This is a genomic window from Streptomyces sp. NPDC102279, from assembly GCF_044766365.1.
Lineage (GTDB): Bacteria > Actinomycetota > Actinomycetes > Streptomycetales > Streptomycetaceae > Streptomyces.
Window position 1 is genome coordinate 260,325 of record NZ_JBIWLU010000009.1, and the last position, 25,675, is coordinate 285,999.

Annotated in this window: 19 protein-coding genes; 14 read left to right on the top strand and 5 right to left on the bottom strand. The window is 73.9% G+C overall.

Translation table 11 applies throughout. The features are described from left to right. Positions 1–16: 16 nt before the first annotated feature. From ACIRQH_RS24500 to ACIRQH_RS24515, 4 genes are all read left to right on the top strand, one after another. The gene (locus ACIRQH_RS24500) at positions 17–1,165 is read left to right on the top strand and encodes an aldose epimerase family protein (protein ID WP_388929934.1); all 1,149 of its coding nucleotides are present in this window, start codon (positions 17–19) and stop codon (positions 1,163–1,165) included. 161 nt (positions 1,166–1,326) lie between these two features. Continuing rightward, positions 1,327–3,045: a histidinol-phosphate transaminase gene (locus tag ACIRQH_RS24505; RefSeq protein WP_358818888.1), complete on the top strand. Its 1,719-nt coding sequence runs from the start codon at positions 1,327–1,329 to the stop codon at positions 3,043–3,045. A 247-nt stretch (positions 3,046–3,292) separates the two neighbouring features. Next, a complete protein-coding gene (locus ACIRQH_RS24510; protein ID WP_404226995.1) occupies positions 3,293–4,555 on the top strand; it encodes an ABC transporter substrate-binding protein in 1,263 nt (420 codons plus the stop codon). 353 nt (positions 4,556–4,908) lie between these two features. After that, positions 4,909–7,896 carry a beta-galactosidase gene (locus ACIRQH_RS24515; protein ID WP_388864727.1) on the top strand — a complete coding sequence of 996 codons (2,988 nt, stop codon included), beginning with the start codon at positions 4,909–4,911 and terminating at the stop codon, positions 7,894–7,896. Positions 7,897–7,910: 14 nt separating this feature from the next. On the opposite strand, the gene ACIRQH_RS24520 is transcribed toward ACIRQH_RS24515, so the two are convergent. From ACIRQH_RS24520 to ACIRQH_RS24535, 4 genes are all read right to left on the bottom strand, one after another. Beyond that, the gene (locus tag ACIRQH_RS24520; protein WP_388864725.1) at positions 7,911–8,798 is read right to left on the bottom strand and encodes an SMP-30/gluconolactonase/LRE family protein; all 888 of its coding nucleotides are present in this window, start codon (positions 8,796–8,798) and stop codon (positions 7,911–7,913) included. Then, on the bottom strand, positions 8,795–9,568 hold the full coding sequence (locus ACIRQH_RS24525; RefSeq protein WP_358818892.1) for an IclR family transcriptional regulator: 774 nt from the start codon (positions 9,566–9,568) through the stop codon (positions 8,795–8,797). Before ACIRQH_RS24525 ends, ACIRQH_RS24520 begins: the two co-directional genes overlap by 4 nt. A gap of 199 nt (positions 9,569–9,767) precedes the next feature. Beyond that, complete coding sequence (locus ACIRQH_RS24530; protein ID WP_358818893.1) at positions 9,768–10,925, bottom strand: helix-turn-helix domain-containing protein; 1,158 nt, start codon at positions 10,923–10,925, stop codon at positions 9,768–9,770. Between the two features lie 419 nt (positions 10,926–11,344). Beyond that, positions 11,345–11,497 carry a hypothetical protein gene (locus ACIRQH_RS24535; RefSeq protein ID WP_355863687.1) on the bottom strand — a complete coding sequence of 51 codons (153 nt, stop codon included), beginning with the start codon at positions 11,495–11,497 and terminating at the stop codon, positions 11,345–11,347. Between the two features lie 266 nt (positions 11,498–11,763). Here ACIRQH_RS24535 and ACIRQH_RS24540 point away from each other — a divergent pair, with 266 nt between their 5' ends. The 10 genes from ACIRQH_RS24540 to ACIRQH_RS24585 all read left to right on the top strand — a co-directional run bounded on the left by ACIRQH_RS24540 (position 11,764) and on the right by ACIRQH_RS24585 (position 24,674). Continuing rightward, positions 11,764–12,741, top strand: a complete 978-nt coding sequence (locus tag ACIRQH_RS24540; RefSeq protein WP_388864721.1) for a DUF3068 domain-containing protein — start codon at positions 11,764–11,766, stop codon at positions 12,739–12,741. A 281-nt stretch (positions 12,742–13,022) separates the two neighbouring features. Next, a complete protein-coding gene (locus ACIRQH_RS24545; RefSeq protein ID WP_388864719.1) occupies positions 13,023–14,174 on the top strand; it encodes a glycosyltransferase family 4 protein in 1,152 nt (383 codons plus the stop codon). Next, positions 14,171–14,956, top strand: coding sequence for a class I SAM-dependent methyltransferase (locus ACIRQH_RS24550; protein ID WP_388929939.1), 786 nt, complete (start codon positions 14,171–14,173; stop codon positions 14,954–14,956). The genes ACIRQH_RS24545 and ACIRQH_RS24550 overlap by 4 nt, the downstream gene beginning before the upstream one ends. Continuing rightward, positions 14,953–19,827, top strand: a complete 4,875-nt coding sequence (locus ACIRQH_RS24555; RefSeq protein ID WP_404227042.1) for an alpha-(1->3)-arabinofuranosyltransferase family protein — start codon at positions 14,953–14,955, stop codon at positions 19,825–19,827. The genes ACIRQH_RS24550 and ACIRQH_RS24555 overlap by 4 nt, the downstream gene beginning before the upstream one ends. Further along, the gene (locus tag ACIRQH_RS24560; RefSeq protein ID WP_404226996.1) at positions 19,824–21,329 is read left to right on the top strand and encodes a condensation protein; all 1,506 of its coding nucleotides are present in this window, start codon (positions 19,824–19,826) and stop codon (positions 21,327–21,329) included. Before ACIRQH_RS24555 ends, ACIRQH_RS24560 begins: the two co-directional genes overlap by 4 nt. Further along, positions 21,326–22,096 (top strand): class I SAM-dependent methyltransferase, encoded by a 771-nt coding sequence (locus ACIRQH_RS24565; protein WP_358818897.1) that lies wholly within the window; start codon positions 21,326–21,328, stop codon positions 22,094–22,096. The genes ACIRQH_RS24560 and ACIRQH_RS24565 overlap by 4 nt, the downstream gene beginning before the upstream one ends. 14 nt (positions 22,097–22,110) lie before the next feature. Beyond that, on the top strand, positions 22,111–23,016 hold the full coding sequence (locus tag ACIRQH_RS24570; protein ID WP_358818957.1) for a hypothetical protein: 906 nt from the start codon (positions 22,111–22,113) through the stop codon (positions 23,014–23,016). After that, positions 23,013–23,240, top strand: coding sequence for a Trm112 family protein (locus ACIRQH_RS24575; protein WP_358818898.1), 228 nt, complete (start codon positions 23,013–23,015; stop codon positions 23,238–23,240). The genes ACIRQH_RS24570 and ACIRQH_RS24575 overlap by 4 nt, the downstream gene beginning before the upstream one ends. Further along, a complete protein-coding gene (locus ACIRQH_RS24580) occupies positions 23,237–24,142 on the top strand; it encodes an FkbM family methyltransferase (protein WP_404226997.1) in 906 nt (301 codons plus the stop codon). The genes ACIRQH_RS24575 and ACIRQH_RS24580 overlap by 4 nt, the downstream gene beginning before the upstream one ends. Continuing rightward, positions 24,048–24,674, top strand: coding sequence for a hypothetical protein (locus tag ACIRQH_RS24585; RefSeq protein WP_358818900.1), 627 nt, complete (start codon positions 24,048–24,050; stop codon positions 24,672–24,674). The genes ACIRQH_RS24580 and ACIRQH_RS24585 overlap by 95 nt, the downstream gene beginning before the upstream one ends. On the opposite strand, the gene ACIRQH_RS24590 is transcribed toward ACIRQH_RS24585, so the two are convergent. Then, positions 24,668–25,546 carry a hypothetical protein gene (locus tag ACIRQH_RS24590; protein ID WP_358818901.1) on the bottom strand — a complete coding sequence of 293 codons (879 nt, stop codon included), beginning with the start codon at positions 25,544–25,546 and terminating at the stop codon, positions 24,668–24,670. The two genes, ACIRQH_RS24585 and ACIRQH_RS24590, sit on opposite strands and share 7 nt — an antisense overlap. Positions 25,547–25,675 lie beyond the last annotated feature (129 nt).

Below are 25,675 nucleotides of genomic sequence, written 5' to 3' on the forward strand. Positions count from 1 at the left end.
AGTGCAGGAGCCGCACATGGACATGAGCAGACGTACGGTCATCACAGCGGCGACGGCGGCGGGGCTCACGGCCGCCGCCGGTGTCGGAACGGCGCACGCCTCCGCAGGCGGCGGGCCCGCCAAGGAGATCTTCGGCAGACTCGCCGACGGGACGAAGGTCCACCGGTGGTCGCTGGAGAACGGCGGAACCCGCCTCAAGGTCCTGTCGTACGGCGGGATCGTCCAGTCCCTGGAACTCCCCGACCGGCACGGCCGGTACCGCAACGTCGTCCTCGGCTTCGCCGGTCTCGACGACTACGTCGCGAAGAGCCCCTACTTCGGGGCGCTGATCGGCCGGTACGGCAACCGGATCGCCAAGGGGCGGTTCACTCTCGACGGCACCACCCACCAGCTCTCCGTCAACGACGGCGTCAACAGCCTGCACGGCGGCGCCCAGGGCTTCGACAAGCGGGTCTGGGACGTGGAGGGCTTCACCTCCGGCACCGACGTCGGACTCGTCCTGCGCTACACCAGCGCCGACGGCGAGATGGGCTACCCCGGCACGCTCCGCGTCAAGGTCACCTACACCCTGAACCGGCACGGCGACTGGCGCATCGACTACGAGGCGACCACCGACCGGGCCACCGTCGTCAACCTCACCAGTCACGTCTACTGGAACCTCGCCGGTGAGGGCAGCGGCTCGATCTACGACCACGAGCTGGAGATCGCCGCCGCCCGCTACACCCCGGTCGACGCGGGCCTGATCCCGACCGGCGAGCTGGCCCGGGTCGCGGGCACCCCGTTCGACTTCCGCCGCACGAAGACGGTCGGCGAGGACATCCGGGTCGGCCACCAGCAACTCCTCTACGGCCAGGGCATCGACCACAACTGGGTCCTCGACAAGGGCATCTCCGCCCGGCCCGAGCACGTGGCGACCCTCCGGGACCCGTCCTCGGGGCGCCGGCTGAGGATCGCGACGACCGAGCCGGGCCTGCAGTTCTACTCGGGCAACTTCCTGGACGGCACCCTGCTCGGCACCGGCGGTCACATCTACCGCCAGGGGGACGCGCTGTGCCTGGAGACCCAGCACTTCCCGGACTCCCCGAACCACCCGTCGTTCCCCTCGACGGTGCTGCGACCGGGGCGGACGTACCGGACGAGCACCGTGCACACGTTCGGTCCGTGACCGACCTTCACCACCGGTTCACCGGGTCCACACGATTTCCCGGCGATTGAACAGCGCCACATCCGCATCCGTATGGAAGGGCGGCCCGTGCTCCCCCGCACGGGCCACCCCACGTCCGAGGGCCCGTCCTCCCCAGCGGGCCCGCCCCCTACGGAGGTTCCATGGCAGGCAATGTCACCTCGCTCTTTCGCGGCACCGCGGCGCACAGCCCGTCGATGGCCGCACTGACGCGGGAGGGTGACGGAGCCGGACCCGTGGACTTCTGCATTCCGTGCAACCCGTACTTCCCCACCCCCGCGATGTTCGACGAACTCGCGAGCCGGCTGCGCGAGATCATCACCTATTACCCGAGCAGCGCCGACACCATCACCGCCGAGCTGTGCTCGCTGCTCCGGCTTCCGCCGCAGTGCGTCGCGATGGGCAACGGTTCCACCGAGCTCATCACCTGGATCGACCACCTGCTGGTCCGAGAGTCCCTCGCCATCCCCGTCCCCACGTTCGGCCGCTGGACCGACCAGCCCATGGAGACCGGCAAGCGGGTCGACATGTTCCCGCTCCAGGAGTCCACCGGCTTCGCCCTCGACCTCGCCGCGTACGCGAAGTTCATCCGCGCCCGCGGCACCCGGGTCGCGGTCCTGTGCAATCCGAACAACCCCGACGGCGGCTTCCTGCCCCGTCAGTCCGTCATCCAGTTCATGGACGCGATGGCCGACCTGGACCTGATCGTCATCGACGAGTCGTTCCTGGAGTTCGCCGACGCCGAGTCCGAGCCGAGCGTCGTCGAGGACGCGGTGATGCGGCCCAACGTCATCGTGCTGCGCAGCCTCGGCAAGAACTTCGGGCTGCACGGCATCCGCTTCGGGTACCTCGTCGCGAACCCCGCGCTGGCCGGCAAGGTCCGCTCGATGCTGCCCAAGTGGAACCTCAACTCCTTCGCGGAGTACGTGGTGTTCATGCTCAAGGAGCACGGCGCCGAGTACATGGAGAGCCTCCACATGGTCCGCCGCGACCGGCTCGACATGGCCCGCGAACTGGCCGCGCTGCCCGGCCTGACGGTCTACCCCTCGCAGGGCAACTTCCTCTTCGTACGCCTTCCCGTGGGCGCCGAGGGGACCGTGGTCCGGGACCGGCTGCTCACCGAGCACCGCATCCTGGTCCGCGAGTGCGGCAACAAGATCGGTTCGTCCAGCCGCTTCCTGAGACTCGTGGTGCGCCCCCAGGCCGACGTACGTCGCCTGGTGTCCGGTCTGGAGCAGGTGCTCTACGGGTCCAGGAGGGGAGCCGCCGTACCGGAGCTGAGCACAGGGACCGGCTACAGCTCGGGTACGGCGGCCGTCGACCGCCTGGTCGGCGCCACCAACGGCGCCGGAATGCAGGGGCTGGCCGCCCAGGCGGGCGCCTGGCCCGGGACCGCCCCCCAGGTCCGGCCCGCACCGGCCGCCGCCCCGGCGCCCGTCCTGCCGCCCGCTCCGCCCGTACGGCCGGCCGCCGCCGTGATCTTCCCGGACCAGCAGCCCGCGGCGGCCCCGGGCCGGCCCGCCCCGCAGCCGTACGCGGCCGCCGCCTACGCCGCACCGCAGGCCGCGCCCCCGGGCGTGCCGCAGCCCGGCAACTGGCCCGCGGCGGCGCAGGGACCGGGCGCGATGCCCGCGCAGATGCCGCCGGCGGCGGGCTGGAGCCCGGCCCAGCCGGCCGGACTCCAGCCGGCCGCCGCGCAGACGGGCATGCCCGGCATGGCGAACGCCGCGTCGCTCGGCGCGCAGGGCGGGCTGACGGCCGCTCAGGTCCGCGGCAGGACCCAGCCCGAACCCCCTCCTCCACCACAGTCGAACGGCGGCTGGGGAGCCGTCGGCGCGATGCTCTACAACCAGGCGGGCTGAACAGGCCACCCGCGACGGGCCCTTCGGCGGCCCGCGCAGGCCCCTCTCCCTGCTCCCGCTGCCGGGCCCCGGACAGGGTCCGGCGACACCTTTGCGCACCGCGCACCCCTCGACACGGCGTCGGCGCCGACACACCGCCGGAACCAAAACGCAACCGGCCCGGCCCTGTGCGCCACCCGCCCCCGGGCCTACGATCGACGCTTCTCGTCTACGCGCGTCGAGCGTGGCTGGAACAGAGGTGGTGACCGTGCGTCGCAGAGCCCGGATCATGGTGACGATGACGGCCGCGCTCGGCCTCACGGCGAGTGCGGCCGGCTGCGGAGCGGGGCAGGGGACGGAGGACGCGGGGACCACCACGCTGACCGTCGTCGCGACCAACTACGGCGACAGCGTCCACAAGAACTCGCAGGGCTACTGGGACCGCGTCGGACTCGCCTTTCAGGCCGCCCACCCCGGCGTGCGGGTGGTGACGACGGTCTACCCGGCCGGCACCGTGGACGCGAAGGTCGCCGCGCTGGTGAAGCGGGGCAAGGCGCCCGACATCGTGCAGAGCGGCAGCTTCGCCCAGTACGCGGCCGCCGGACAGCTCTACTCCGCCGACGAGGTGCTCTCGATCCCCGTGCAGGCCGGGTTCGTCCGCAGCCTCGCGGACGCCGGGAAGGTGAACGGCACGCAGTACGCGATGCCGTTCACCGCGAGCACCCGGCTGCTCTACTACAACAAGGACCTGTTCCGGCGCGCCGGCCTCGACGTCCCCACCACCTGGCAGGAACTCGCCGCTGACGCACGGGCGTTGAAGGCGCGCGGCGTGAAGTACCCGATCGCGCTGCCGCTCGGGCCCGAGGAGGCGGAGGCGGAGACGCTGGGATGGCTGCTCGCGGGCGAGGGCGGCTACACCGGCGGCACCGGGGGCTACGACCTCGTCTCCCAGGCCAACGTCTCGGCGCTCACCTGGCTCAGGACGAACCTCGTCGAGCCGGGACTCACCGGCCCGGTGGCACCCGGCAGGCTGAACCGGAGCGCGGCGCTCACCGCCTTCGTCGACGGCGAGGCCGGCATGGTGAACGCCCCGCTCTCGCTGATGCGGCAGATCGACGACTCCTCGCAGAACGTGCCGTACGGCACCGTCGCGCTGCCCGGCAGCACCGGCAAGGACGTGCCGACCATGGGCACCGCCGACTGGGTCGTCGCGTTCGAACAGGGCGGCCACCGCAAGGAGGCGGGCGCGTTCCTCGACTTCCTGTACGGCGACAAGTACGTCCGTGAGCAGGCCACCGAGTACCAGCTGCTCCCGGTCACCGCGACGGTGGCCGCGGACCTGCGCGCCGACCGCCGCTACAGCGCCCTCCGGCACGGTCTCGACGCCCTGGACGGCATGGACCTGTACCCGCTCGCCGAGACGGACTGGTCGCGGGTGTCGGCCTCGATCCGGTCGAGGATCGGTGCGGCCGTCGCCCCGGGGGGCGATCCGGAGGCGGTCCTGACGTCGATAGCGAAGACGGCCCGCTGACCTTCCCCGGCCGCTCCGGCCGCCGACCCGCCGCGCACGGCCTCGTCCGGCCCGACGCCCACTTCACGTTCACCGACGGCGGCCTGACGTCCCGTCGGCGGTACCCGCTCTCCCGACGGCCGGACGCCTCCCGGCCGCGAGGGTTCCGCGGCGTGTGCGCGGGAGAGGAGGATGCCGTCGTCCACCGGGCGGCGGCGTCCGCCATACCGCCCATACCGCGTAATCCGCCCGCGCCGGGAACCTCATATGACCATGAAATGACCTGCCTGTGTGGACAATGGCCGCACCCTCCCCCGGGTGCTCGGGCCCGGCCCGGCCGGGGGGTCCCCATCGCCGTCCCCGGGAGGACCCGCATGGTGTTGAGCAGACGTACCTTCAGCGCACTCGCCGGCACCGCAGCACTCGGCTTCTCCCTCGGCGGCAGCGGAAGCGACGTGGCGAGCGCGGCCGGAAGGGCGGTCCTCGCACCCACCGGGCCCGCCCCCGCGCCGCCCGGAGCCGACGGCCGGAAGCACACCGTCGGCTTCGACCGCTACTCGATGCTCGTCGACGGCCGGCGCCTGGTGATCTGGTCCGGCGAGGTCCACCCGTTCCGGCTGCCGAGCCCGTCCCTGTGGCGGGACGTCCTGCAGAAGCTGCGCGCCCACGGCTACAACACGGTCAGCATCTACGTCGCGTGGAACTACCACTCCCCCGCCCCCGGGACGTACGACTTCACCGGGGTCCGCGACCTCGACCTGTTCCTGCGCACCGCCGCCGAGACCGGGTTGTACGTCATCCTGCGCCCCGGTCCCTACATCAACGCCGAGGTCGACGCGGGCGGCTTCCCCGGCTGGCTGACCGCCACCCCGGGCGTGGCCCGCACCTCCGACCCGACATACCTGAAGCACGTCGACCAGTGGCTGACCGCCGTCGACCGGATCGTCGCCCGCCACCAGTACACCGACGGCGGCGGCACGGTCGTCCTCTACCAACTGGAGAACGAGTACGACAACCACGTGACCGAGCCCGCCGGCCGCGACTACATGGCACACCTCTACGCGAAGGTCCGGGCCGACGGCATCGACGTGCCGCTCTTCCACAACGACAAGGGCCGCAACGGCCACTGGGCGCCGGGCACCTTCGACACCGGCGGCGAGCGGGGCCGCTACCTGTACGGCTTCGACGGCTACCCGTCCCCCTTCAAGACACCACCGGACTGGGGCCACTTCGGCGTCGGCGGCACGAAGGGCGGCGCGACAGCGAGCCCGGACACCCCCGGATTCATCCCCGAGTTCGGCGGCGGTTGGTTCGACCCGTGGGGCGGCGCCGAGTTCGACGGCAAGGGGTACGCGGAGTCCCGCCGCACCCGCGACGCGGCCTACGAGCGCCGGTTCTACCTCACCAACCTCGCCAACGGCATCACGGTCCACAACGTCTACATGACCTTCGGCGGCACGTCCTGGGGCTGGCTGCCCGCACCGATCGTCTACACCTCGTACGACTACGGGGCCGCCCTCGACGAGGGGCGGCAACCGACCGAGAAGCTCACCCCCATGCACCAGATCGGTCAACTGCTGCACTCGGTGCCGGAGTTGGCGAAGCTGGACCGTGCCGAGGCGATCCCGACCGACGACCTGGGCGCCGATCTCGGCATCAAGACCTACCACCTGGTCAACCCGGACACGAAGGCGCACGTCCACGTGCTGCGCAACGACTCGGCCGCCGAGGCGGTGGCCTCGGTGCCGCTCGCGGGGACGACCGTCCCGGTACCGGTGCCCGGCCTCGACGCGCGGCTCCTCGTCACCGGGATCTCCCTGGGGCGGCGGACGCTGCGGTACTCGACGGCCCAGCCGATGCTCCGTCTGACCGCAGGACGCCAGGACATCGCCGTGTTCACCGGCCGCTCCGGAGAGTCGACCCGCACCTGCCTGGACGCGGCGAGCGAACCGACGGTCACCGTGCTGGACGGCACCGCGCGGCACGGTTTCGAGGACGGGGTGCTGCGGATCGACGCCCGGCTGGACGGCGTCACCCGCGTCCTGGTCGAGGGCGGCGGCGTCACGGCTCCCCTCCTGCTGCTGCTCGCCGACGACGAGAGCTCCCGCCGGCTGTGGCGCTACGACACCCCGTCGGGCCCGGTCCTGGTACGCGGTCCGGCGCTGCTGCGCACGGCGGCCCTGCGCGGCGGCACCCTCCATCTCACCGGGGACACCGTGGACGCGGCGGACCTGGAGGTGTGGGGGCCGCGCGGAATGACCGAACTCGTATGGAACCAGGGCACCTTGCGATCCCGTGCCACCACCTCGGGGAGCCTGCGCGCCGAACAGCGGCTGCCCGGGGTGCCGTCGGTGCGGCTGCCCGCCCTGACCACCTGGCGCCGGTCCGCCGAGAACCCCGAGTCCGCCGCCGACCACGACGACTCGGCGTGGCGGGTCGCCGACCGGAAGACCTCGTACAGCGTCACCCCCGTCCCCGCCGGGCAGCCCGTGCTGTTCGCGGACGACTACGGCTTCCACTACGGAGACGTCTGGTACCGGGGCCGCTTCGAGGACGACGGCGCCGCGGGCGCCGCCGAGTCCGTGGCGCTCTCCTATGTCGCGGGAGCCCAGGGACTGTTGATGGCGTGGCTGGACGGCGAACCGCTGGGCACGCACCGGATGCCGGTGCCGGACAAGAAGACCGTGCGGCAGGGCACCTGGTCGGCCACCGCGACCTTCCCGGTCCGGCCGCGGCCGGGCCGGTCCCACGTGCTGTCCGTGCTGGTCCGCCGGATGCAGCACGACGAGGACGGCAGGGCGAACGACAGCCACAAGGCCGCCCGCGGACTGACGGCCGTGACCCTCGCCGGGGCGGCCCCCGCGATCGACTGGCGCATCCAGGGCGAGGCGGCCCCCGACCCGGTGCGCGGGCCGCTCAACAACGGCGGCCTGCACGGGGAACGGCACGGCTGGCATCTGCCCGGGTTCGCCGACGGCGACTGGAAGCTCGTGGACCTTCCGCGCGCCGAGAAGCGGCAGGGCGTCACCTGGTACCGCACCGGGTTCCGGCTCGCCGTCGAGAGCGGGGTGGACGCGTCGATCGGCCTCACCCTCACCGACGACGCGGCCCGCGCCTACCGCGTCCAGATCTTCCTGAACGGCTGGAACATGGGCCAGTACATCAACGACGTGGGCCCCCAGCACACGTTCGTGCTGCCCAACGGGGTGCTGCGCACCCGGGGCTCCAACACCCTGGCCCTCGCCGTGCTGTCCGACGGGACCACTCCGGCGGGCCCGGGGCGGGTGGAACTGACCCTGCTGGGCAGCGCGGCCGGAGGCGTTCCGGTGACCCCGGTCGACTCCCCCGGCGCCGCGCGGTAGGTCCGGCGGCGCCGCTATCCGGCGAACGGCGGCTGTCGCAGGCCCTTTCCGGCTCCCGGGACCACCAGCAGGGAGCCGGACAGCGGGTGGGGACGGCTCATTCCGGTGCGGGCGGTGGTGATGTAGAGGTCGGTGAGGCCGGTGCCGCCGAAGGCGCAGGCGGTGGGGCGGCGGACCGGCAGGGGGACGACCCGGTCGAGTCCGCCGTCCGGCGTGTAGCGGCGGACCGCCCCGCCGTCCCAGAGGGCCACCCAGACACCGCCGTCGGCGTCCACCGTCAGACCGTCGGGAAAGCCGTCCTCGATGGTCACGAACACCCGGCGATTACACGGGAGTTGGGCGTCGTCCAGGTCGAACACGTCGATGCGTCGGGTCGGCGAGTCGACATAGTAGACGCGGCGGCCGTCCGGGCTCCAGCCGGTGCCGTTGCTGACGGCGACGTCGTCGAGGATCGGGCGGACCGTGCCGTCGGGTGCGATCCGGGTCAGGGTGCCGCCGCCCGGTGCCTCGTCGTAGCGCATCGTTCCGCACCACAGCGAGCCGTCGGGGGCGACTGCCGCGTCGTTGGCCCGGCGCCCCGGGACGGGTTCGCGGTGCAGCCAGCGGAACGGGGCCGCCGTGCCCGCGGGTTCCCCGGAGTCGGTGGAGCCGCCGGACGACGCGGGCGGGTAGAGGCCCACCCCGTCACGGAGGTTGACGACCAGGCCGCCGCCCGCGCGGGGCTTGGCCGCGCCCACGTGCTGCTCGGTGGCCAGCACCGTACGGCGGCCGGTGGCGGGATCGTAGGTGTGGACGCGGGAGCCGAGGATGTCGACCCAGATCAGGCGGTCGGCCGCGCCGTCCCAGGTGGGGCCCTCGCCGAGCGCGGCGTGGGCGCGGACCGCGACCTCGACGGCCGTCATCCCACGTTCCGGTGGCCGAGGCGCTCGGACAGTTGCGCCGCGCCCTTCGCGGCGAGCTGCTCCAGCTCGGCGCGGCGCTCGTCGCTCCAGCGGATCATCGGCACGGAGATGGAGAGCGCGGCGACGACCTGTCCCGTGCGGTCGCGGACGGGGGCGGCGACACAGCTGACGTCCGGGTTGGACTCCCGGTTCTCGACGGCGACCCCGTGGCGGCGGATCTCCGCGAGTGCCTCGCGCAGGGCTCCCGGTTCGGTGATGCTGTTGGGCGTCATGGCGACGAGGTCGGCGTCGTCGGGGATGCGCGCGGTCAGCTGCTGCTCGGGCAGGGAGGCGAGGAGCATCTTGCCGACGGAGGTGCAGTGCGCGGGAAGACGCCGGCCGGCCGCGGAGACCATGCGGACGGCGTGCGTGGAGTCGACCTTCGCGATGTAGATGACGTCGGTGCCTTCGAGGATCGCCACGTGCACGGTCTCGTCGCAGGTCTCGGCGACGGAGCGGGCGACCTGCTGGCCCTCGGCGGCGAGGTCGAGCTGCTCGGCGTACCGGCTGCCGAGCTGGTAGGGCCGGACGCCGAGGCGATAGCGTCCCGGCTGCCCCGGCACCTGCACGATGTACGAGCGGGCACAGAGCGTGGTGACCAGTTCGTGCACGGTGGTGCGCGGCAGCCGGAGCCGGCGCACGATGTCGGGGGCGGAGAGCGTGCCGTCCCCGTCGAGGAAGAGTTCCAGGATGTCCAGAGCCCGGGTCACGGCAGGTACGAGGCGTCCCACAGCCGGCCCCCTCCCATATGTTCGAAATTTCAACAGACGATCGGCATGACGAACACAGGCTAGTCATAGTGGGCTTGGGCGGGCAATGGGTGGGGTGGGGTCCCCGGTGAGCGCGCGGCGGCGCGACCCATGGGCCCTACGGGGCGACGGGCCCCGGGACCGGGGCGGGCCGGGAGCAGCCGCCGCCGCGGGCAGGGTGTCAGCGGCGGGCGCGGGGGTCCCCCAGTTCGCCGCGCAGGCGCTGGGCCCGCAGGACGAGTTCGAGTTCGAACCGCCGGTCCGGGTGGTCGATCTCGTCGCCCCACAGTTCTCTGATCTGGCGCAGGCGGTAGCGGACGGTCTGCGGGTGGACGCCGAGCCGGGCCGCGACCTCGGGGGCGCCGCCGCGCGTCTCCAGCCAGGCCAGCAGCGTCTCCGCGAGCCGTCTGCCGTGCGTGGGTCCGCAGTGGGCGAGCGGTTCCAGGCAGCGCAGGGCGAGATCGTCGATCAGTTCCTCGGGCTGGAGCAGGACGAGCGCCTCGGTGTGCTCCGTGCAGTGCAGCACCTCTCCGCCGGGGAGGAGCCCCCGCTCCATGAGACGTACGGCGGCCTCGGCCCAGCGCAGCGACTTCGCGGCGTCGGCGAGCGGGACCGGCGGGCCGATCGCGCCGGACCATCCGGTCAGCGCCCGGTGCAGCAGTTCGGGCCGGCCCGCCGCGTCCGGTTCGGGCACGACCATGCGCGGCTGCTCGTACTCCATGTCGAGCAGCACGCTCTGGCCGACGGCGGGGGCGACCGCCTCGCGGGCGGGACGAAGCAGGACGCCGACGGCCAGCCTGCCCGGCAGCGGCCAGCCGACCCGGGCGGCCCGTTCGGCGAGGCCCTCGGCGAGGTCGCCCCGGGGGTGGTGTTCGGAGAGCAGGAGTTCCATCAGGCGCCGCTGGAGGCGGAGCCGCTCGCCCGCCTGCCGGGCGGCGGCCTCGGCGTAGCCGCGTACGGACTGGTCGACGAGGCCGTCGAGGTACTCGTATCCGGCGTCGACCAGTTCGTACATCGCCGGGGGCGGGATGTCCACGCGCTGCCCGATCTCCGCGAAGCGGCGCCAGGCGAGCCGGACGCCGAGCCGGTAGATGGCCTGGAGCGAGTCGAGGCTGCGGCCGTGCAGGCCCTCGCCGCGGCCGAACTCCTGGAAGACCTCGGGGTGGACGCGCGGGCGACCCTCGGCCGTTCCGAGGTGCTGCACGAACACCTCGATGGCGCGGCGGATGCCGACGAGGGCCATCGGCTCGCCGGAGTCGTCGAGCACGAGCGGCAGATGCGGGTACTCCCGGCGGATCTCGCGCAGGATCTCCTCGGCGAGTCCGGGCGCCTCGGCCATGGCGATGGTGGCGAACTGCCGGACCTGGCGGCGCGGAACGTCGTGCCAGGCCGAGCGGGGCGTGACGGTTCCGGGGCGGGCACGCGGTGCGCGACCCGCCCTGGAACCGGCCGCGCCCGGAGCGGGGCCGGGGACGGCCGGCCGTTCGGGATCCGCCGGTCGTTCCGGATCAGCGAGTCGTTCGCGATCCGCCGGTCGTTCGGGAACCACCGGCCTTTCGGAAACCGCCGGCCTTTCGGAAACCGCCGGCCGTTCGGGGTCGGCTGCGGGCCAACCCGGCTGCTCGGCCGTCGAGTTGAGGGGCCCGCTCCCGTCCTGCCGGGGCGGGCCCTCGGCGGGCACGCCGGATCCGCCCCGCCACAGGGGGTCCTCGGACTGCCGTGACAGCGCCGGCCGGGTGCCTCTGCGGCTCGGCACGGTCAGCGCTCCTGGGCGGCGTTCTGGTAGGTGATCAGCGGGGTGTTCGGCTGGTCGGGGGTCGCGTCGAGGAGCGCGACGATGCCGAGTGCGGCACCCACGGCGAGTGCCGCGGAAGCCGCGACGGTGAGCGCGACGGCGAGCAGTCTGGACATCGCAGGGTCAGCCTCTCTGTCGGAGGTCGTCCCCACCCCGGAACCCGTACGACCCCGGTCGAGAGGCCCCACGGACAGCGCCGGCGCCGGCCCCGCCCGGCAGGAGCCAGTCTCGACAATGCATTGACACTCCGTCAAGGGTGCGCCTACGGTTCCCGGCCCATACCGCACGTGCACTTTCTCCCACGGTGTCGACGCATCCGTATCACCACGCACCAGCTGATATCACCCGTGCGTCGAGCCTCTTCAGCCCCTGGAGTGCCCGGATGCGCCGTAAGTTCTCACCCGTCTCCCTGATCCTCGTCGGCCTCGGCACGTTCCTCCTCGTGCTGGCCCCGATGCTTGCCTGGTACGTGCAACCACGTGCCGCCGTGAACCCGATCGACATCGACACGACCGCCGTCTACAAGGGCACCGGCAGCGTCTTCGACCTCGACAAGGCCGAGACCGTGCCCGGCCAGGACATCACCGTGACCCAGGTGGTGCGCGGCGACGTCGCCGACAGCGAACGCAGTGGCCGGGCCGTCTGGGACGTGACGACGACGGTCGACACCGACGCCTCCCTGCCGGCGGCCGACCCGCACGACGCCCTGGAGTTCATGCCGGGGCGCTGGGTCACCGACCGGCGGTCCAACGAACCGGTGCACTGCTGCCAGGAGCACCCGTACTACGAGGGCGACGCCTATCTGAAGTTCCCCTTCGACGTGCGCAAACACGACTACCGGTGGTGGGACAACTCCCTGGGCGCGCCGGTCACCCTGCACTACCGGGGCACGAAGAAGATCCGCGGGTACCGGGGCTACCGGTTCACCGGGACCGTCCCCGCCACCCGGACCGGGACGCGGCAGGTGCCGGGCGCGCTGGTCGGGGAGCCGCAGCGCAGCCAGGTGCTCGCCGAGGAGTGGTACGCCAACCACCTCGTCGAGCTGGTCGTCGACCAGCGCACCGGGCGGGTGATCTACGCGCAGGTCGGTCCGCGCAAGACGCTGCGGGCCCCGGGCGGCGAGAAGGACGTCGCGGTGCTCCTGGACAGCCGCAAGCTGGCCTTCACGGCGGCGACCCAGCGGGACCAGGTCGAGCAGGCGAAGACCGAGAGCGGTCAACTGCTCCTCCTGGGAACGACGTTGCCGATCGGTGCCGGTCTGCTGGGGTTCGTCCTGGCCGCGGCGGGGGCCGTTCTGCTGGTACGCGGGCGACGGGATCCCGGTTCGTCCGCTTCGCCCCCGTCCACGCTCACGATGTGATGTGCCGTCAGCTCCACAAAGCCCCGAAATTGTCATCTCGGTGAGTAGCCGACGCGAACGGCGCGGCGAAAACTGTCCACCCCACCCGAACACAGCGCTTTCACAGCCCCGTTACAGCCGAGCGCCCCGCGTCCCCCGCCGCAGGGCGCACCGCCGGCGTCACCCGCGACGCCGGCCACGTCACCCACGGAAGGCACCCGAGGCGGCACGACCACCGAGGACCGGCGCCATGTCCCGCCCCCCACACTGAGTTCCGCACCCCGAGACGAGTTGGAGCACCCATGCCCCAGCACGTACCGTCCCCGCTGCGCGCCGTGTCCCCACGGACCGCGCAGTACCCTCCGGCGCACGCCCCGTATCCGCGCCGCATCGTCTTCCTCGCCCGCCGCGATCTCGGCAACCCGGCGGCGGGCGGCTCCGAACTCCTGGTCGACCGGCTGGCCGAGGGGCTGACCGGGCTGGGCCACCAGGTCACCCTGGTCTGCGGCGGCCCCTCGTCGGGCCACGGCTACCGGGTCGTCTCGGCGGGCGGTGACCTCGGGCACTTCCTGCGCGCCCGGCCCGCCTTCCACCGCGAGGTCGGAGGCTGCGACCTGCTCGTCGAGGTGTGCAACGGGCTGCCGTACCTGGCCCCCTTGTGGCATCACGGGCCCACGCTCTGCCTGGTCAACCACGTGCACACGGATCTGTGGCCGATGCGGTTCGGCGGACCGCTCGCGCCCGCCGCCCGGCTCGGCCGGCGCCTCGAACACTGGGCGCTGGCCGGTGCCCAGCGCGGCAACCTGCTGGTCGCCGTCTCCCCGTCGACGGCGCTGGCGCTGCACGCGATCGGCGTCGAACGGGACCGCATCCGGGTCGTCCACAACGGCGTGGAGGAGCCGGGGCCGCGCGCCGCGCGCTCACCCGAGCCGCTGTTCGTCGCCGTGGGACGCCTGGTGGAGTACAAGAGGATCGATCTGCTGCTGCGGCTGTGGGAGCGGGTCCGGCCGGTCACCGGAGGCAGACTGGTGATCGTCGGGGACGGCCCCGAACGCGAGCGTCTGCAGCAACTCGCGGGCACCGGCGTGGAGTTCACCGGCCACGTCTCAGAAGCGGAGAAGCACAGGCTGCTGTGCGCCGCCTGGCTGCTGCTGCACCCCTCCGCGGTGGAGGGGTGGGGTCTGGTGGTCACCGAGGCGGCCGCGCGGGAGACGCCGGCGATCGCCTTCGACGTACCGGGGCTCCGGGACTCCGTCGTGGACGGCGAGACGGGCGTGCTGGTGCGCGGCGAGTCCTCCTTCGCGGCCGCCTGGTGCACCCTCGCCCTGTCCGCCCGCCGCCGCGCGCTGATGGGCCGGGCGGCCCGCGACCGTGCCGCCGCCTACCGCTGGAACCACACGGTCCGCCGGTTCCGGGCGGTGGCCGCGGAGGCGGTGAGGGGCTGGGCACCGTGACGGCCGCCGGACGCGGACGGGCCGGAGCGGGTGCCGGCCCCGTCGGCGGCGCCGGGCTCAAGGACCCCTCCCTGCGCCGTTCCCTCGCCCTGTTCCGGGCCTTCCTGCACGAGCAGGACGACCCCGCCGCCTGCTACGCGCTGCTCGCCCGCGACGCGGCCGACCAGGTCGAGGCGGTGTACGGCGCCGTCGGGGGCCGGACCGTCGTGGACGTCGGGGGCGGCGGCGGCTACTTCACCGAGGAGTTCCGGCGGCGCGGTGCCCACGCCTACCTCTTCGAGCCGGACGTACGGGAGTTGGGGGCGAAGCCGGCCGGCGGGGCCGTCGTCGCGGACGGCTATCTGCTGCCGCTCGCGGACGGGGTCGCCGACGTCTGCTTCTCCTCCAACGTCCTGGAGCACGTGGCCGATCCGCAGACCTTCCTCAGCGAGATGGTCCGCGTGACCCGCCCGGACGGACTGATCTACGTCGCGTTCACCAACTGGCTGTCCCCGTGGGGCGGTCACGAGTGGGCGCCCTGGCACTACTTCGGCGCCGAGCGGGCCCGCGCCCGCTATCGGCGCCGCACGGGCAGGCCCGCCAAGCACACCCTCGGCGAGAACCTCTTCGCCGTGCACGTCGGCACCACCCTGCGGCAGGTCCGCGCCCGAGACGACGTCACCGTCGTCTCGGCGCGCTCCCGCTACTGGCCCTTCCTCGCGGAAGCCGTCACCAAGGCACCGGGGCTGCGCGAGTTCGCCACCTGGAACCTCCTCCTCATCCTCCGGCGGTGTCCACCATGACGAGCACGGTCCAGGCCCCTCCCCCGGCAGCCGTCCGCCCCGCAGCAGGCGCGTCCGGACCCCCGGAGGGGCCCCGCTCTCGCCGGTGGCTGCTGGGGTTCTGGGCCGTGGTGTTCGCGCTGTTCCTCGCCGTGCACCCCGGCCGGGCGACCTTCGACACCAAGCTCGGGGTGTCGCAGGATCCCTGGCAGTTCCTGTCCGACCTGGGCCAGTTGTGGCACGACCGGGGCGGCTTCGGCGGCATCCAGGACCAGTACGTCGGCTACGCCTGGCCGATGCTGCCGTACTACGGGCTGTGCCGGCTGGTCCATCTGCCGGTGTGGCTGTCGGAACGGCTGTGGCTGTCGATCGTGGTGTCGGTGGCCTTCTGGGGGGCGCTCCGGCTGGCCGAGCGGCTCGGGACCGGCAGCCGCGCGTCCCGGCTGCTCGCGGCCGTCGCGTACGCGCTGTGGCCGGTGTTCACCGTCGTCGTCGGGTCGACCTCGGCGGCCGCGCTCCCCGGCGCCTTCCTCCCCTGGGTGCTGCTGCCGCTCACCGACGAACGCCGCACCGCCCGGGTCGCGGCCCTTCGCTCGGCGCTCGTCGTGCCCTTCATGGGCGGGGTGAACGCCGCGGCCACCCTCGCGTCGCTGCTCCCCGTCGGGCTCTATCTGCTCACGCGTCCGCGCGGCCCCCGGCAGCGCAAACTCATCGGGTGGTGGGTGCCGGGCGTGATCCTCGCGACGGCCTGGTGGTGGATCGCGCTGCTGCTGCTCGGCGCGTACGGCGAGAACTTCCTGCCCTACATCGAGACGTCGCAGACGACGACGGCCACCATGTCGGCCACGGAGTCGCTGCGCGGCGCGGGCAACTGGGTGGCCTATCTGCACTTCGGGGAGGCGTGGCTGCCGGCCGGCTGGTCCGTCGCGTCCTCCGTGGTCGTGATCGTCTGCTCGGCGCTCGCGGCGGGGCTCGGGCTCGCCGGTCTGGCGCGACGGGACCTGCCCGAACGCCGGTGGCTCGTGCTGACCGTGCTGTCGGTCGTCCTCATCACCTGTGCCGGGTACGGCGGTTCGCTCGGGGCGCCCTTCCACGGCGTGGCCCAGGACTGGCTGAACGGCTGGCTCGTCCCCTTCCGCAACATCTACAAGTTCCAGACCGGTCTCGCCCTCGCCCTCGTCCTCGGCCTCGCGCATCTGGTGGGGGTCGCCACGCGGACCCACGGCGCGCGCCCGGTGCGCGGCAGACGTCTCGCCCCGCTGATCGCGGCGGTCCTCGTGCTGCCCGGTCTCGCCTGGCCGTACCTCGACGGGGCGATCCTGCAGCCGGGTTCGTTCCGGGAGCTGCCCCGGTACTGGCACACCACGGCCGACTGGCTGGAGAAGTACTCGCCCGACTCCCGCGCCCTCGTCGTCCCCGCCACCGCGCACGGCATCTACACGTGGGGCTCCCCCGTCGACGAACCCCTCGACGTGCTCGCAGGCTCCCGCTGGGCCGAGCGGGACTACGTGCCCTTCGGCACCCCGGGCAACCGGCGCGCGATGGACGCGGTCGAGCAGTCCCTGCTCACCGGCGGCGACGTCCCGGGGCTGGCGGACTACCTGAGCCGGGCCGGTCTGTACTACGTCGTGGTCCGCAACGACCTCGACCCCGACCAGCTCGGCCACGTCCCGACCGCGACCGTGAAGCGGACCCTGGAGCAGTCCGGCTACCGGCGGGTGACCGGGTTCGGGCCGGTGACGACCGGCGGGCGGATCGCGAACGACACCCCGCTCCAGGTCGAGGGCCTCTTTCCTCGGCAGCGCGCCGTGGAGATCTACGAGCCGGCCGACGAGGCGGTGCCCCGGCCCGGGCAGGCCGGGCTGAAGCCGATCGCGGACACCGCCGTGGTCTCCGGCGGTCCCGAGGCGCTGCTCCCCCTCGCCGCCGATCCGGCGATCCGGGGCCGCGCGGCCGTACTGACCGGGGACAACCATCCCGGGCTCGGCACCGCGGGCGTGCAGATCGTGGGGGACGGGATGCGCCGCGCCGACACCCGCTTCGGCCTGGTCGACGCCAACACCTCCTACACGTACACGCGCGACCAGCGCAACGACAGCGACAGCGTGCAGGACCCGGGGCGCGCGCCCCGGCAGATCCTGCCGACCGACGGCGTCGGGCACCAGACCGTCGCGGAACTGCGCGGCGCCCGGTCCGTCACCGCGTCGTCCAGCGGCAACTGGCTGTTCCATCTCCCGCAGTACGACCCGGTGAACGCCTTCGACGGCAACCCGGACACGGCGTGGGCGGAGGGCGCGGCCGGGTCGGCGGACGGGCAGTGGCTGCGGATCCGCTTCGACGGCTCCGTGGACATGCCCGCCTCGTTCGCCGTGATCCCGCTGCCGCAGGACGGTGTGCGCTCGGCGGCGACCCGGGTCCGGGTGGAGACCGAGAAGGGCTCCGCTTCCAGCTATCTCCTGCCCAACGGCAGGAAGCAGACCGTCAAGGCCCCTGCGGGGTCGACGAGTTGGCTGCGGATCACGATCACCGGATCCACCGCGCAGCGCGCCGGGCTCACCGGCGCGGGTTTCTCCGAGATCGGCCTCCCCGACGTGCGGGTGACCCGGCTGCTGCGGCTGCCCACGGACGCCTCCGGCGCGGACGCCACCTCCGAGATCGTCTCCCTGCACCGCTCCACCGACCCGACCGGGCTCTCCCCGACGGGCACCGAGGCGGGCCTGCACCGTGCCTTCTCGACCTCGACGGCGGGCACCTACACGCTGAAGGCGAGCGCCGTCCCCGTACCGGGCACGGAACTCGACAAACTGCTGTACGAGGTCGCGCCCGAGCAGCAGAGCCGGATCACGGCGACGGCGGACTCGACGGCGCGGCTCGGTGCGGGCGTGTCGGCGCGCAACCTCACCGACGGCGACCTGACGACCGCGTGGATCGCGGGCTCCGATCCGACGATCCGTCTGAGCTGGCCGGGCAAGCAGCCGGTCTCCTCCGTGGTGCTGGCCCCGGCGGGCGGTCTGTCGACCCGCCCGACGAAGGTCGAGATCAGCTCCCCGGACGGCGCGGCGGTCGTCGGGGTCGACGAGAACGGCTGGGCCCGCTTCGACCCCATCACCACCGACCACCTCGACATCAAGGTGACCGGCACGGCCCGGCTCACCGTCCACAACCCCGTCGCGGGCGCCGACCTGCGGCTGCCGGTCGGCCTGACCGAGGCGTACGTCCCCGGCCTCGACCAGTACCGCACCCCGCAGCCCGCCGGCACCCGCCCCTTCACGCTGTCCTGCGGCAAGGGCCCGGTCGTGGCGGTCGACGGGAAGCTCCACGAGACGAGCGCGCAAGGAACCGTACGGGACCTCGTGGAGCGCCGCCCCATCGATGTGACGCTCTGCCAGGAGCATCGTGAGGACGGCGATCTGAGCCTCGTGGAGGGTTCGCACCGGGTCGAGGCGGGCGACGGGGGGCCGCTCGCCGTCACGGACGTGACCCTGACCCGCGGCACCCCCGAGGAGGCCGGCAGCACGGAGCGGGGCCTGAGGATCCGGGACTGGCTGGGCGACCGCCGCGAGGTGACGGTCGGCTCGGGCGCGGCCTCGTACCTGACGACGTACGAGAACTTCAACGACGGCTGGAAAGCCACTCTGGGCGGCAAGGAGCTGACCCCGGTACGGCTCGACGGCTGGCAGCAGGGCTGGCGGATCCCGTCCGGCGCGGGCGGCAGGGTCACCCTGTCGTACGAGCCCGCGACGACGTACGAGGCGGGGCTGATCGCCGGCGGCGTCGGCATCCTGCTGCTCGTGGGCCTGGTGGTGTGGCGGCGCCGGTCGCCCAATCCCGACGAGCCGCAGCCGGCGCCGCCCGCACCGGGCATCTGGCTGGGCCTGGTCGCCCTCACCCTGGTCGGCGTCGTGATCGCGGGCTTCCTCGCCCTGCTGGTCCCGGTCCTCGCGCTGCTCGTCCGGCGCCGGCACACGCTCCTCGTCCCGATCGCCTTCCTCGCGCTCGCCGGGGCCGGTATCGCCGCCGCGACGGGTGCGGGCTCGCCTCCCTCGGCGGGCGAGGGGGCGTTCGGCGGTGCCGCCCAACTCCTCGCTCTGATCGGCCTGTTCGCCGGCCTGGTCGGCGTGGGTGAGTCACGGGGGCGCAGCGTGCCGGCCACGCCCGGAGCGGCACCGGACCCCGCGCCGGCCCCGACGGCTCCGCTGCCCCGCCGGGAACGCGGCGGGGCCCACGGTCCGCGCACCCTCCCGGCGGGGTTCAGGGCCCGCCGTGGAGCGGACCTGTCGAAACGGGAGAACCCCGATACGGGGCCGGACCGGGAGCGGCCCGCGGGACCGGAGGCAGAGGCGGTCCCCGCGCCGGCCGCGGAGTCCGGCATCCCGGCGGCGGACCGGGAGGCCGCGGGGCCGCTGGAGATAGGTGCGGCGGGCGCGGCCGGTACGCCTCGCGCATCTCATGCATCTCGTGCACCTCACGCATCTCGTGCGGGCAACCTCGAAGTCCGCTCGGGGAAGGACGGGTCCGGCGGCACGGGGGCCGAAGTCCGGACCGGAGAAGGCGGTTCGGGTAACGCCGCCCCCGAAGGCGGCCTCGTACGGCGGCGGTCCGGGGAGGTCGCGTCCCGCGGCGGCGCCTGCCCGTCCGGTGGCACCCCACCCGAAGGTCCCGCCGGTCCGTCGGAGTCCGGGCACTCCGAGCCCGAAGGGGGCGCCCGGCCGAGGGAGTCGGGGATCGTCGCCGGACCCATCGTGTCCGCGCGCGGGCCCGAACCGGTGCGGCCCGAAGGCGAGCCGGCCGGGGCGCGGACCGCGCTCCGCGGAGCGTTCCGCACCCCGGGGCTGCGGGCCGCGCCGCCCGAGGGGATCCGGAACGACCAGGGGAAGGGGCCGTCCTCATGACCACGGTGGACCATCCCGCACGCGACGGCACGGGCGGCCCCGCGCGGCGTCCGGTGCGCCTTCCGTTCCCGGTGGTGGACGAGGTCGCCCGGCACTGCCTCCAGGAGGCCGAGCCGGAGACCGTCCACATCGAGATCCATCTCCCGGGTCCGCTCGACCGGGACCGGCTGACGGCCGCGTTCACCGAGGCGCTGCGCCGCCACCCGCGGGTGCTGATGCGCGAGGCCCCGGGACGCTGGTACCGCCGCCGCTACGAGTGGGAGCTGACCGAGGAGCCGGACACGGCCGTGGTGTCCTTCACGCCGCCCGGCCGGGACTCCCTGCGGGCCGCGCGGACCAGGTGCCTGGAGGCGGCCCCGTCCCTGTCCGCGTCCCCGCCCGTCCGCCTGGAAGTGGTGGAGGGCACGGGCCTCGCGGTGGGCAGCGAGGCGACGGACGCGGTGGGCGTCCCCGGCCGCGACCGCGCCCGGGACAGCGGCGTTACGGGCCCCCTGCCGCAGGGGACGGGTCCCGGCCCCCGGGACACGGGCCGTACGGGCGCGACCGCCGGTCCGGGTCCCCGCGCAGACCTCGGCGCGAGCGCCCCCACGGGCACCGGCACGGTCCTCTTCCTCACCATCAACCACACCGCCCTGGACGGCCCCGCCTGCCTCCGGGTGCTCGCCACCGCGGCGGAACTGTACGGCGGCCGGGACAACACCCCGGCCGCGCCGCCCGTACGGCCTCCGGACGCGGTCGAGCCCGGGGGCGGAGACGCCCCGTCCGTGTGGGCGCCGCCCGCCCGGGTCGCCCCCGGTGCGCCCGAGTCCCCTCCGGGCAACGGTCTGATCGTCACCGAACTCTCCGTGCCACGCCGCCCCCAAGGCTCTCCGTACACGGTCAACGACCAGCTGATGGCCGCCACCGCGCTGACGGTCGCCCACTGGAACCGCGAACACGGGGCGCGGCCGCGGCCGTTGCGCATCACGATGCCGGTGGACGACCGGCCGCGCGGCGCGGACATGCCCATCGGCAACGGGACCCGGCTGGTGGAGGTCACGTTCGCCCCCGCGGAGGTGGACGCCTCCCGTATGGGCGAGCTGCTGCGCCGCACGGCCACCCGAACGCGCGCCCTGAAGTCCGTCGACCGGCCCCAACTCGGTCACGGCGCAGCTCTGTTGACCGCGCCGGTCGTTCCGGTGGCCTGGCGGGCCGCGGCCACCCGGGGGCTGCGCAGGGCGGCCGGCCCGTGGACCTCCACCTGCCTGCTCAGCAACATCGGCCGCATCCCGTACGCCCTGGACTTCGGTGAGGAGGCCGGCCGCGCCCGGGCCGTCTGGTTCTCGGCGCCCGCCCGCACGCCGCGCGGGCTGACCGTCACGACCGCGTCCACCGCGGGGCGCCTGCACGTCTCGCTGCGCTGGTCGCGCTCGCTGCTCGGGCACGGCGACGGGGCCCACCTCCGCGACCTCTTCGAGCACTACCTGCGCGCGACCGAGGAGACGGAGGCGAGCGGCCGATGACGACCCGCGCCCGGTCGACGGAACCCGCCCCGGCCACGGCCGCTCGGCACCGCCCCGGCGGACTCCGGGACTTCTACGAGGACCCTGCCGTCCCCGTCGCCTCCGGTGCCGCGCGCACCCTGCGCCAGGCGCGGATGCTGGCCACGGCGCTCGGCCCCGCCACCTCGGGCGCGCGGACCGTGCTCGACATCGGCTGCGGCGACGGCACCGCCGCCCAGGCCGCGGCCCCTCTCCTCGCCGGGCACCGGGTGGTCGGCGTCGACTGGTCGCAGGACGCCCTGCGCCGGGCCCGCACCCGCGTCCCGTACGCGGTCCGCGGTGAACTCACGGGCGGCGGGCTGCCGTTCGCCCCGGCGTCGGCGGACGCCGTGCTGTTCAGCGAGGTCGTCGAGCATCTCGTGGACCCGGACGGGGCGCTCGACGAGATCCGCCGGGTGCTGCGCCCCGGCGGGCACCTGATGCTGTCCACCCCGAACCTCGCCGCCTGGTACAACCGCGGCCTGCTGCTCGCCGGGATCCAGCCCGTGTTCTCCGAGGTGAGCCTGCGTGCCGTGCACGGCCGTCCCGGGCGGGAGGTCGTGGGCCATCTGCGGCTCTACACGGCGCGCGCGCTCAGGGAGTTCGTCGCCGCGTCGGGCTTCGAGGTCGTCCGGCTCGCGGGCGCCCCCTTCCACGGCGTACCGCGCCCGCTGCGTCCGCTGGACCGGCTGGCCTGTGCCGCGCCGTCACTGTCCTCGATCCTGCTGCTGCACGCGCGAAGGACGTAGCCATGTGGTGGGGAGTGATCGCGGCGCTGCTCGCGAACGTGCTGTACAGCAGCGGATTCGTCCTGGAGAAACGGGCGCTCGGCACGCTGCCCGAGGTGGACTTCCGGCGGCCCGCGCGGCTGCTGCGGCTGGTGCTCGGCAGTCCGCTGTGGATCGGCGGCTCGCTCGCGCTGGCCTCCGGGTTCGCCGCGCAGCTCGCCGTGTACCGCACCCTGCCGATCGCCGCCGCCCAGGGCATCTTCGTCTCCGGACTCGTGCTGCTCGTGCTGCTCTCCTCCCGGCTGCTCGGCGAGCGGACGACGGGCCGGGAACGGTTCGCGCTCGGGGCGATCCTGCTGGCCCTGCTGATGGTCGTGCTGTCCCTGCGCGAGGGCTCGGACACGGTGAGCCGCAGCGCTCCCGCCCCGCTGGTCCTCACCGTCTGCCTGCCGTCGCTCGCCCTGGGCGTGTGGCTGTACGGGCGCGCGGAGCGGCGCTCCCGGGAACCGGACCGCGCACCGCCCAGCGGCGTCGCGTACGGGGTGGCGGTGGGTCTGCTGTACGGAGTGAGTTCGCTCGCCGTGAAGGGAGTGTCGAGCCGGCTGACGACACACGACCCGACCGGCGCGATCGTCGGGCTGCTGCGCTCGCCGTACCCCTATCTCCTGCTCTTCACGGGCGCGTTCGGCCTGGTCATGTCGCAGGCGGCGCTGCAGCGCTGCCGGGCGTCGCTGATCGTGCCGGTCTGCACGACCGTGAGTTGTCTGTTCACGGCGGTGCTCGGCACCCTCACGTTCGGCGAGGCGCTGCCGCACGACCCGGTCCGGCTCACCCTGCGGCTGGCCGGCACCGTCCTCGCGGTGGCCGTCCTGCTCGCCATGCCCAAACAGGACGCGGTGCCGCACACCCCGCTCGGCGCCAAGGAGTTGACACCCCCATGAACCCCGACGACCCGCTGCTGAGGATCCTCGCCTGCCCCCTCGACAAGGGGCCCCTGCACCTGCTGCCGCCCGACGAGGAGCAGCGGACGGAGGAGGCGCTCTACAACCCGCGTCTGCGCCGCCGCTATCCGGTCGTGGACGGCATCCCCCAGCTCCTGCCGTCCTCCGGACAGCAGGTGACGGAGGACGAACACCGGGCACTCCTGCGGCGGATGACCCCGTGAGCGGATCAGGCGGCGGCCGCACGGACCGCACCCTCGCCGCGCGCGTCGCCCCCTTCGTGCCCACCCGGCTCGTCGCGGCGGCGGCCCGGTTCGTCTACCCGCGCTTCGAACCCGAGCTGGCCCGGCTCCCCGACCTCTGCCCGTCGGACTGCGGCACGGCGGTGGACGTCGGCGGCTGGTACGGCCCCTGGACGCACCGCCTCGCCGGCCGGGCGCGCCGCGTGGTGACCGTGGAACCCGTGCCGCACCTGGCCCGGCTGCTCGCGTCGGGCGCCCCGGGCAACGTGAGCGTGGTCAGGGCCGCCGCCTCCGACCACCGGGGCACCGCCCGGCTGTGGCTGCCCGCCGACGACGCGGGCGACCGCGGGGTGTCCTCGCTCGTCCGCCGGGACATCCACGCGCGCGCCCTGGAGGTGCCCTGTCTCACCCTCGACAGCCTGGACCTCCAAGACGTCGGCTTCATCAAGATCGACGTGGACGGCAACGAGCCGGCCGTGCTGCGCGGCGCCCGGAACCTGCTGGCCCGCGACCGCCCCGCCCTGTTCGTCGAACTGGAGTCCCGTATCCAGCCGGTCGCCCCGGTCGTCGAGGAGCTGGCCGGGCTCGGGTACGCGGGCTGGGTGCTGCCCGGCCGGAGCTGGCTGCCGCTCGCCTCCTTCCCGCTGGAGGAGCACCAGGCGCGGACGGCGTACGTCGTCGGGCAGGGGCTGCTGCGCCGGGTGCTGCCGCCGCGCGGTCCCCGGTACGTGAACTCGGTGCTGTTCCTGCCGGACGGCCGGCGTCCGGGAGAGGGGCCGGTGCGCGACGATGGACCGCATGCCGGCCAGACGCCCCACCACCCCGTTCACCCCGCTCGACTTCCAGCTGGTCCTGCTGCGCCGCATGGCCGACCACCAGCCTGACCTCGTCGAGGACGCCCGCCACGCCCTGGGCGTGTCCATCGCCGACATGCGCGAGGCCAACCGCCGCTGGCAGGCGATGCTGCACGCGCCGCGCGGGCGGTCCGCGGCCTCCCGCTACCGCTCGATCCTCGGGACCCCGGAGTCCTCGGCGGAACGCCGGATCGGCGACCTGACCTGCGATGCCCTCCAGTGGCCGGTCCCGCTGTGGCCGACGCTGCGCTTCGAGGTCCTGGTCACCGGGAACGGCGTCGCCTGGAACGAGTGGCTGGTGCGGGCCCCCGGCGCCGACGGCCCCGCCCTCACCACCCTGGACGACCTGGCGCCCTGGTCCTGCACGGTCGACGAGGTGGCGCGCGCCTTCGCCCCCGTCCGGCCCCTGGAGGGCACGGCTCCGACCCGCTGGGGGCTGGCGTTCACGGCCCCCGACGCGTCGGGCGTACGCCAGGAGTGCGCCGCCGAGTTCACCTGGGGGCTGCTGCAACGGGTGGCGGTGAAGGGCCCCGCGCCCGAACCGGGCCCGCCCGGTCACTGAGGGGCGGCGGCCTCGATGATCGCGTCCACGACGACGGGCAGCGACTCCGGGTGCAGGAACAGGAAGAGGTTCGGCTCGACGAGCTCCAGCTCCATCACCAGGGGCTGTCCGTCGTCACCGTCGACGAGGTCCACGCGCGCGTACAGCACGGCGTCCGCGCCGCCCGGGACGGCGGCCAGCGCCCGCTCGGCGACGGCCCGTTCGGCCGCCGTGGGCTCCCAGGCCTCCAGCCGGGGGTGCGGCGTCTTGGCGCCGTCGTAGGGGGTGCCCTGTTCCAGGACCGCTCCCTTGCGGCTGGCGTGCAGCAGCCGTCCGCCGAAGAACTGCAGGGCCCGCTCGCCCCGGACGTCGATGTTCGCCAGATACGGCTGGACCATCGCGGTCAGTCCCTCGGCGTGCATCCGCGCGAGCTGGCCCACCGCCGTCTCGCGCTCCTTCGGCGTGTACCGGGCGGCGTAGCGGGCGCCCGCCCCGGCCGTCGGCTTCACGACGAACTCGTGCTCGCCGGGCAGTTCGACGGGGTCCCCCGGCGCGAGGTACCGGGTCGGGACGACCGGGACACCCGCCTCCGCGAGGTCTCCCAGGTACCGCTTGTCCGTGTTCCAGCGCACGACCCGCGCCGGGTTCAGGAGCCGTGTCAGGCCCGCGCACCGCTCGGCCCACTCCACGAACTCGGCGAGCCGCCAGCTGTAGTCCCAGGTCGACCGGATCAGCGCAAGGTCGAACGCGGCCCAGTCGGTGTCCGGGTCGTCCCAGTGCACGACGGCGGCCTCGGCACCGGCGGCCTCCAGCGCTTCCCGCAGCACCGCCAGGTCCCGGTCGACGGTGGGCTCCTCGCCCGGGTTGTACGTGACGAGCGCGATACGGGCCACGACGACTCCATCCTCGTACGACACCGGCGTACGGCCTCGGACGCGCCCACCGGCACGCCACCTCGGGACGATCCCGCCGCAGGCTAACAACCACCCGCGCCGCCGGGCCAAGCCCCTGCCGGCCGTCTC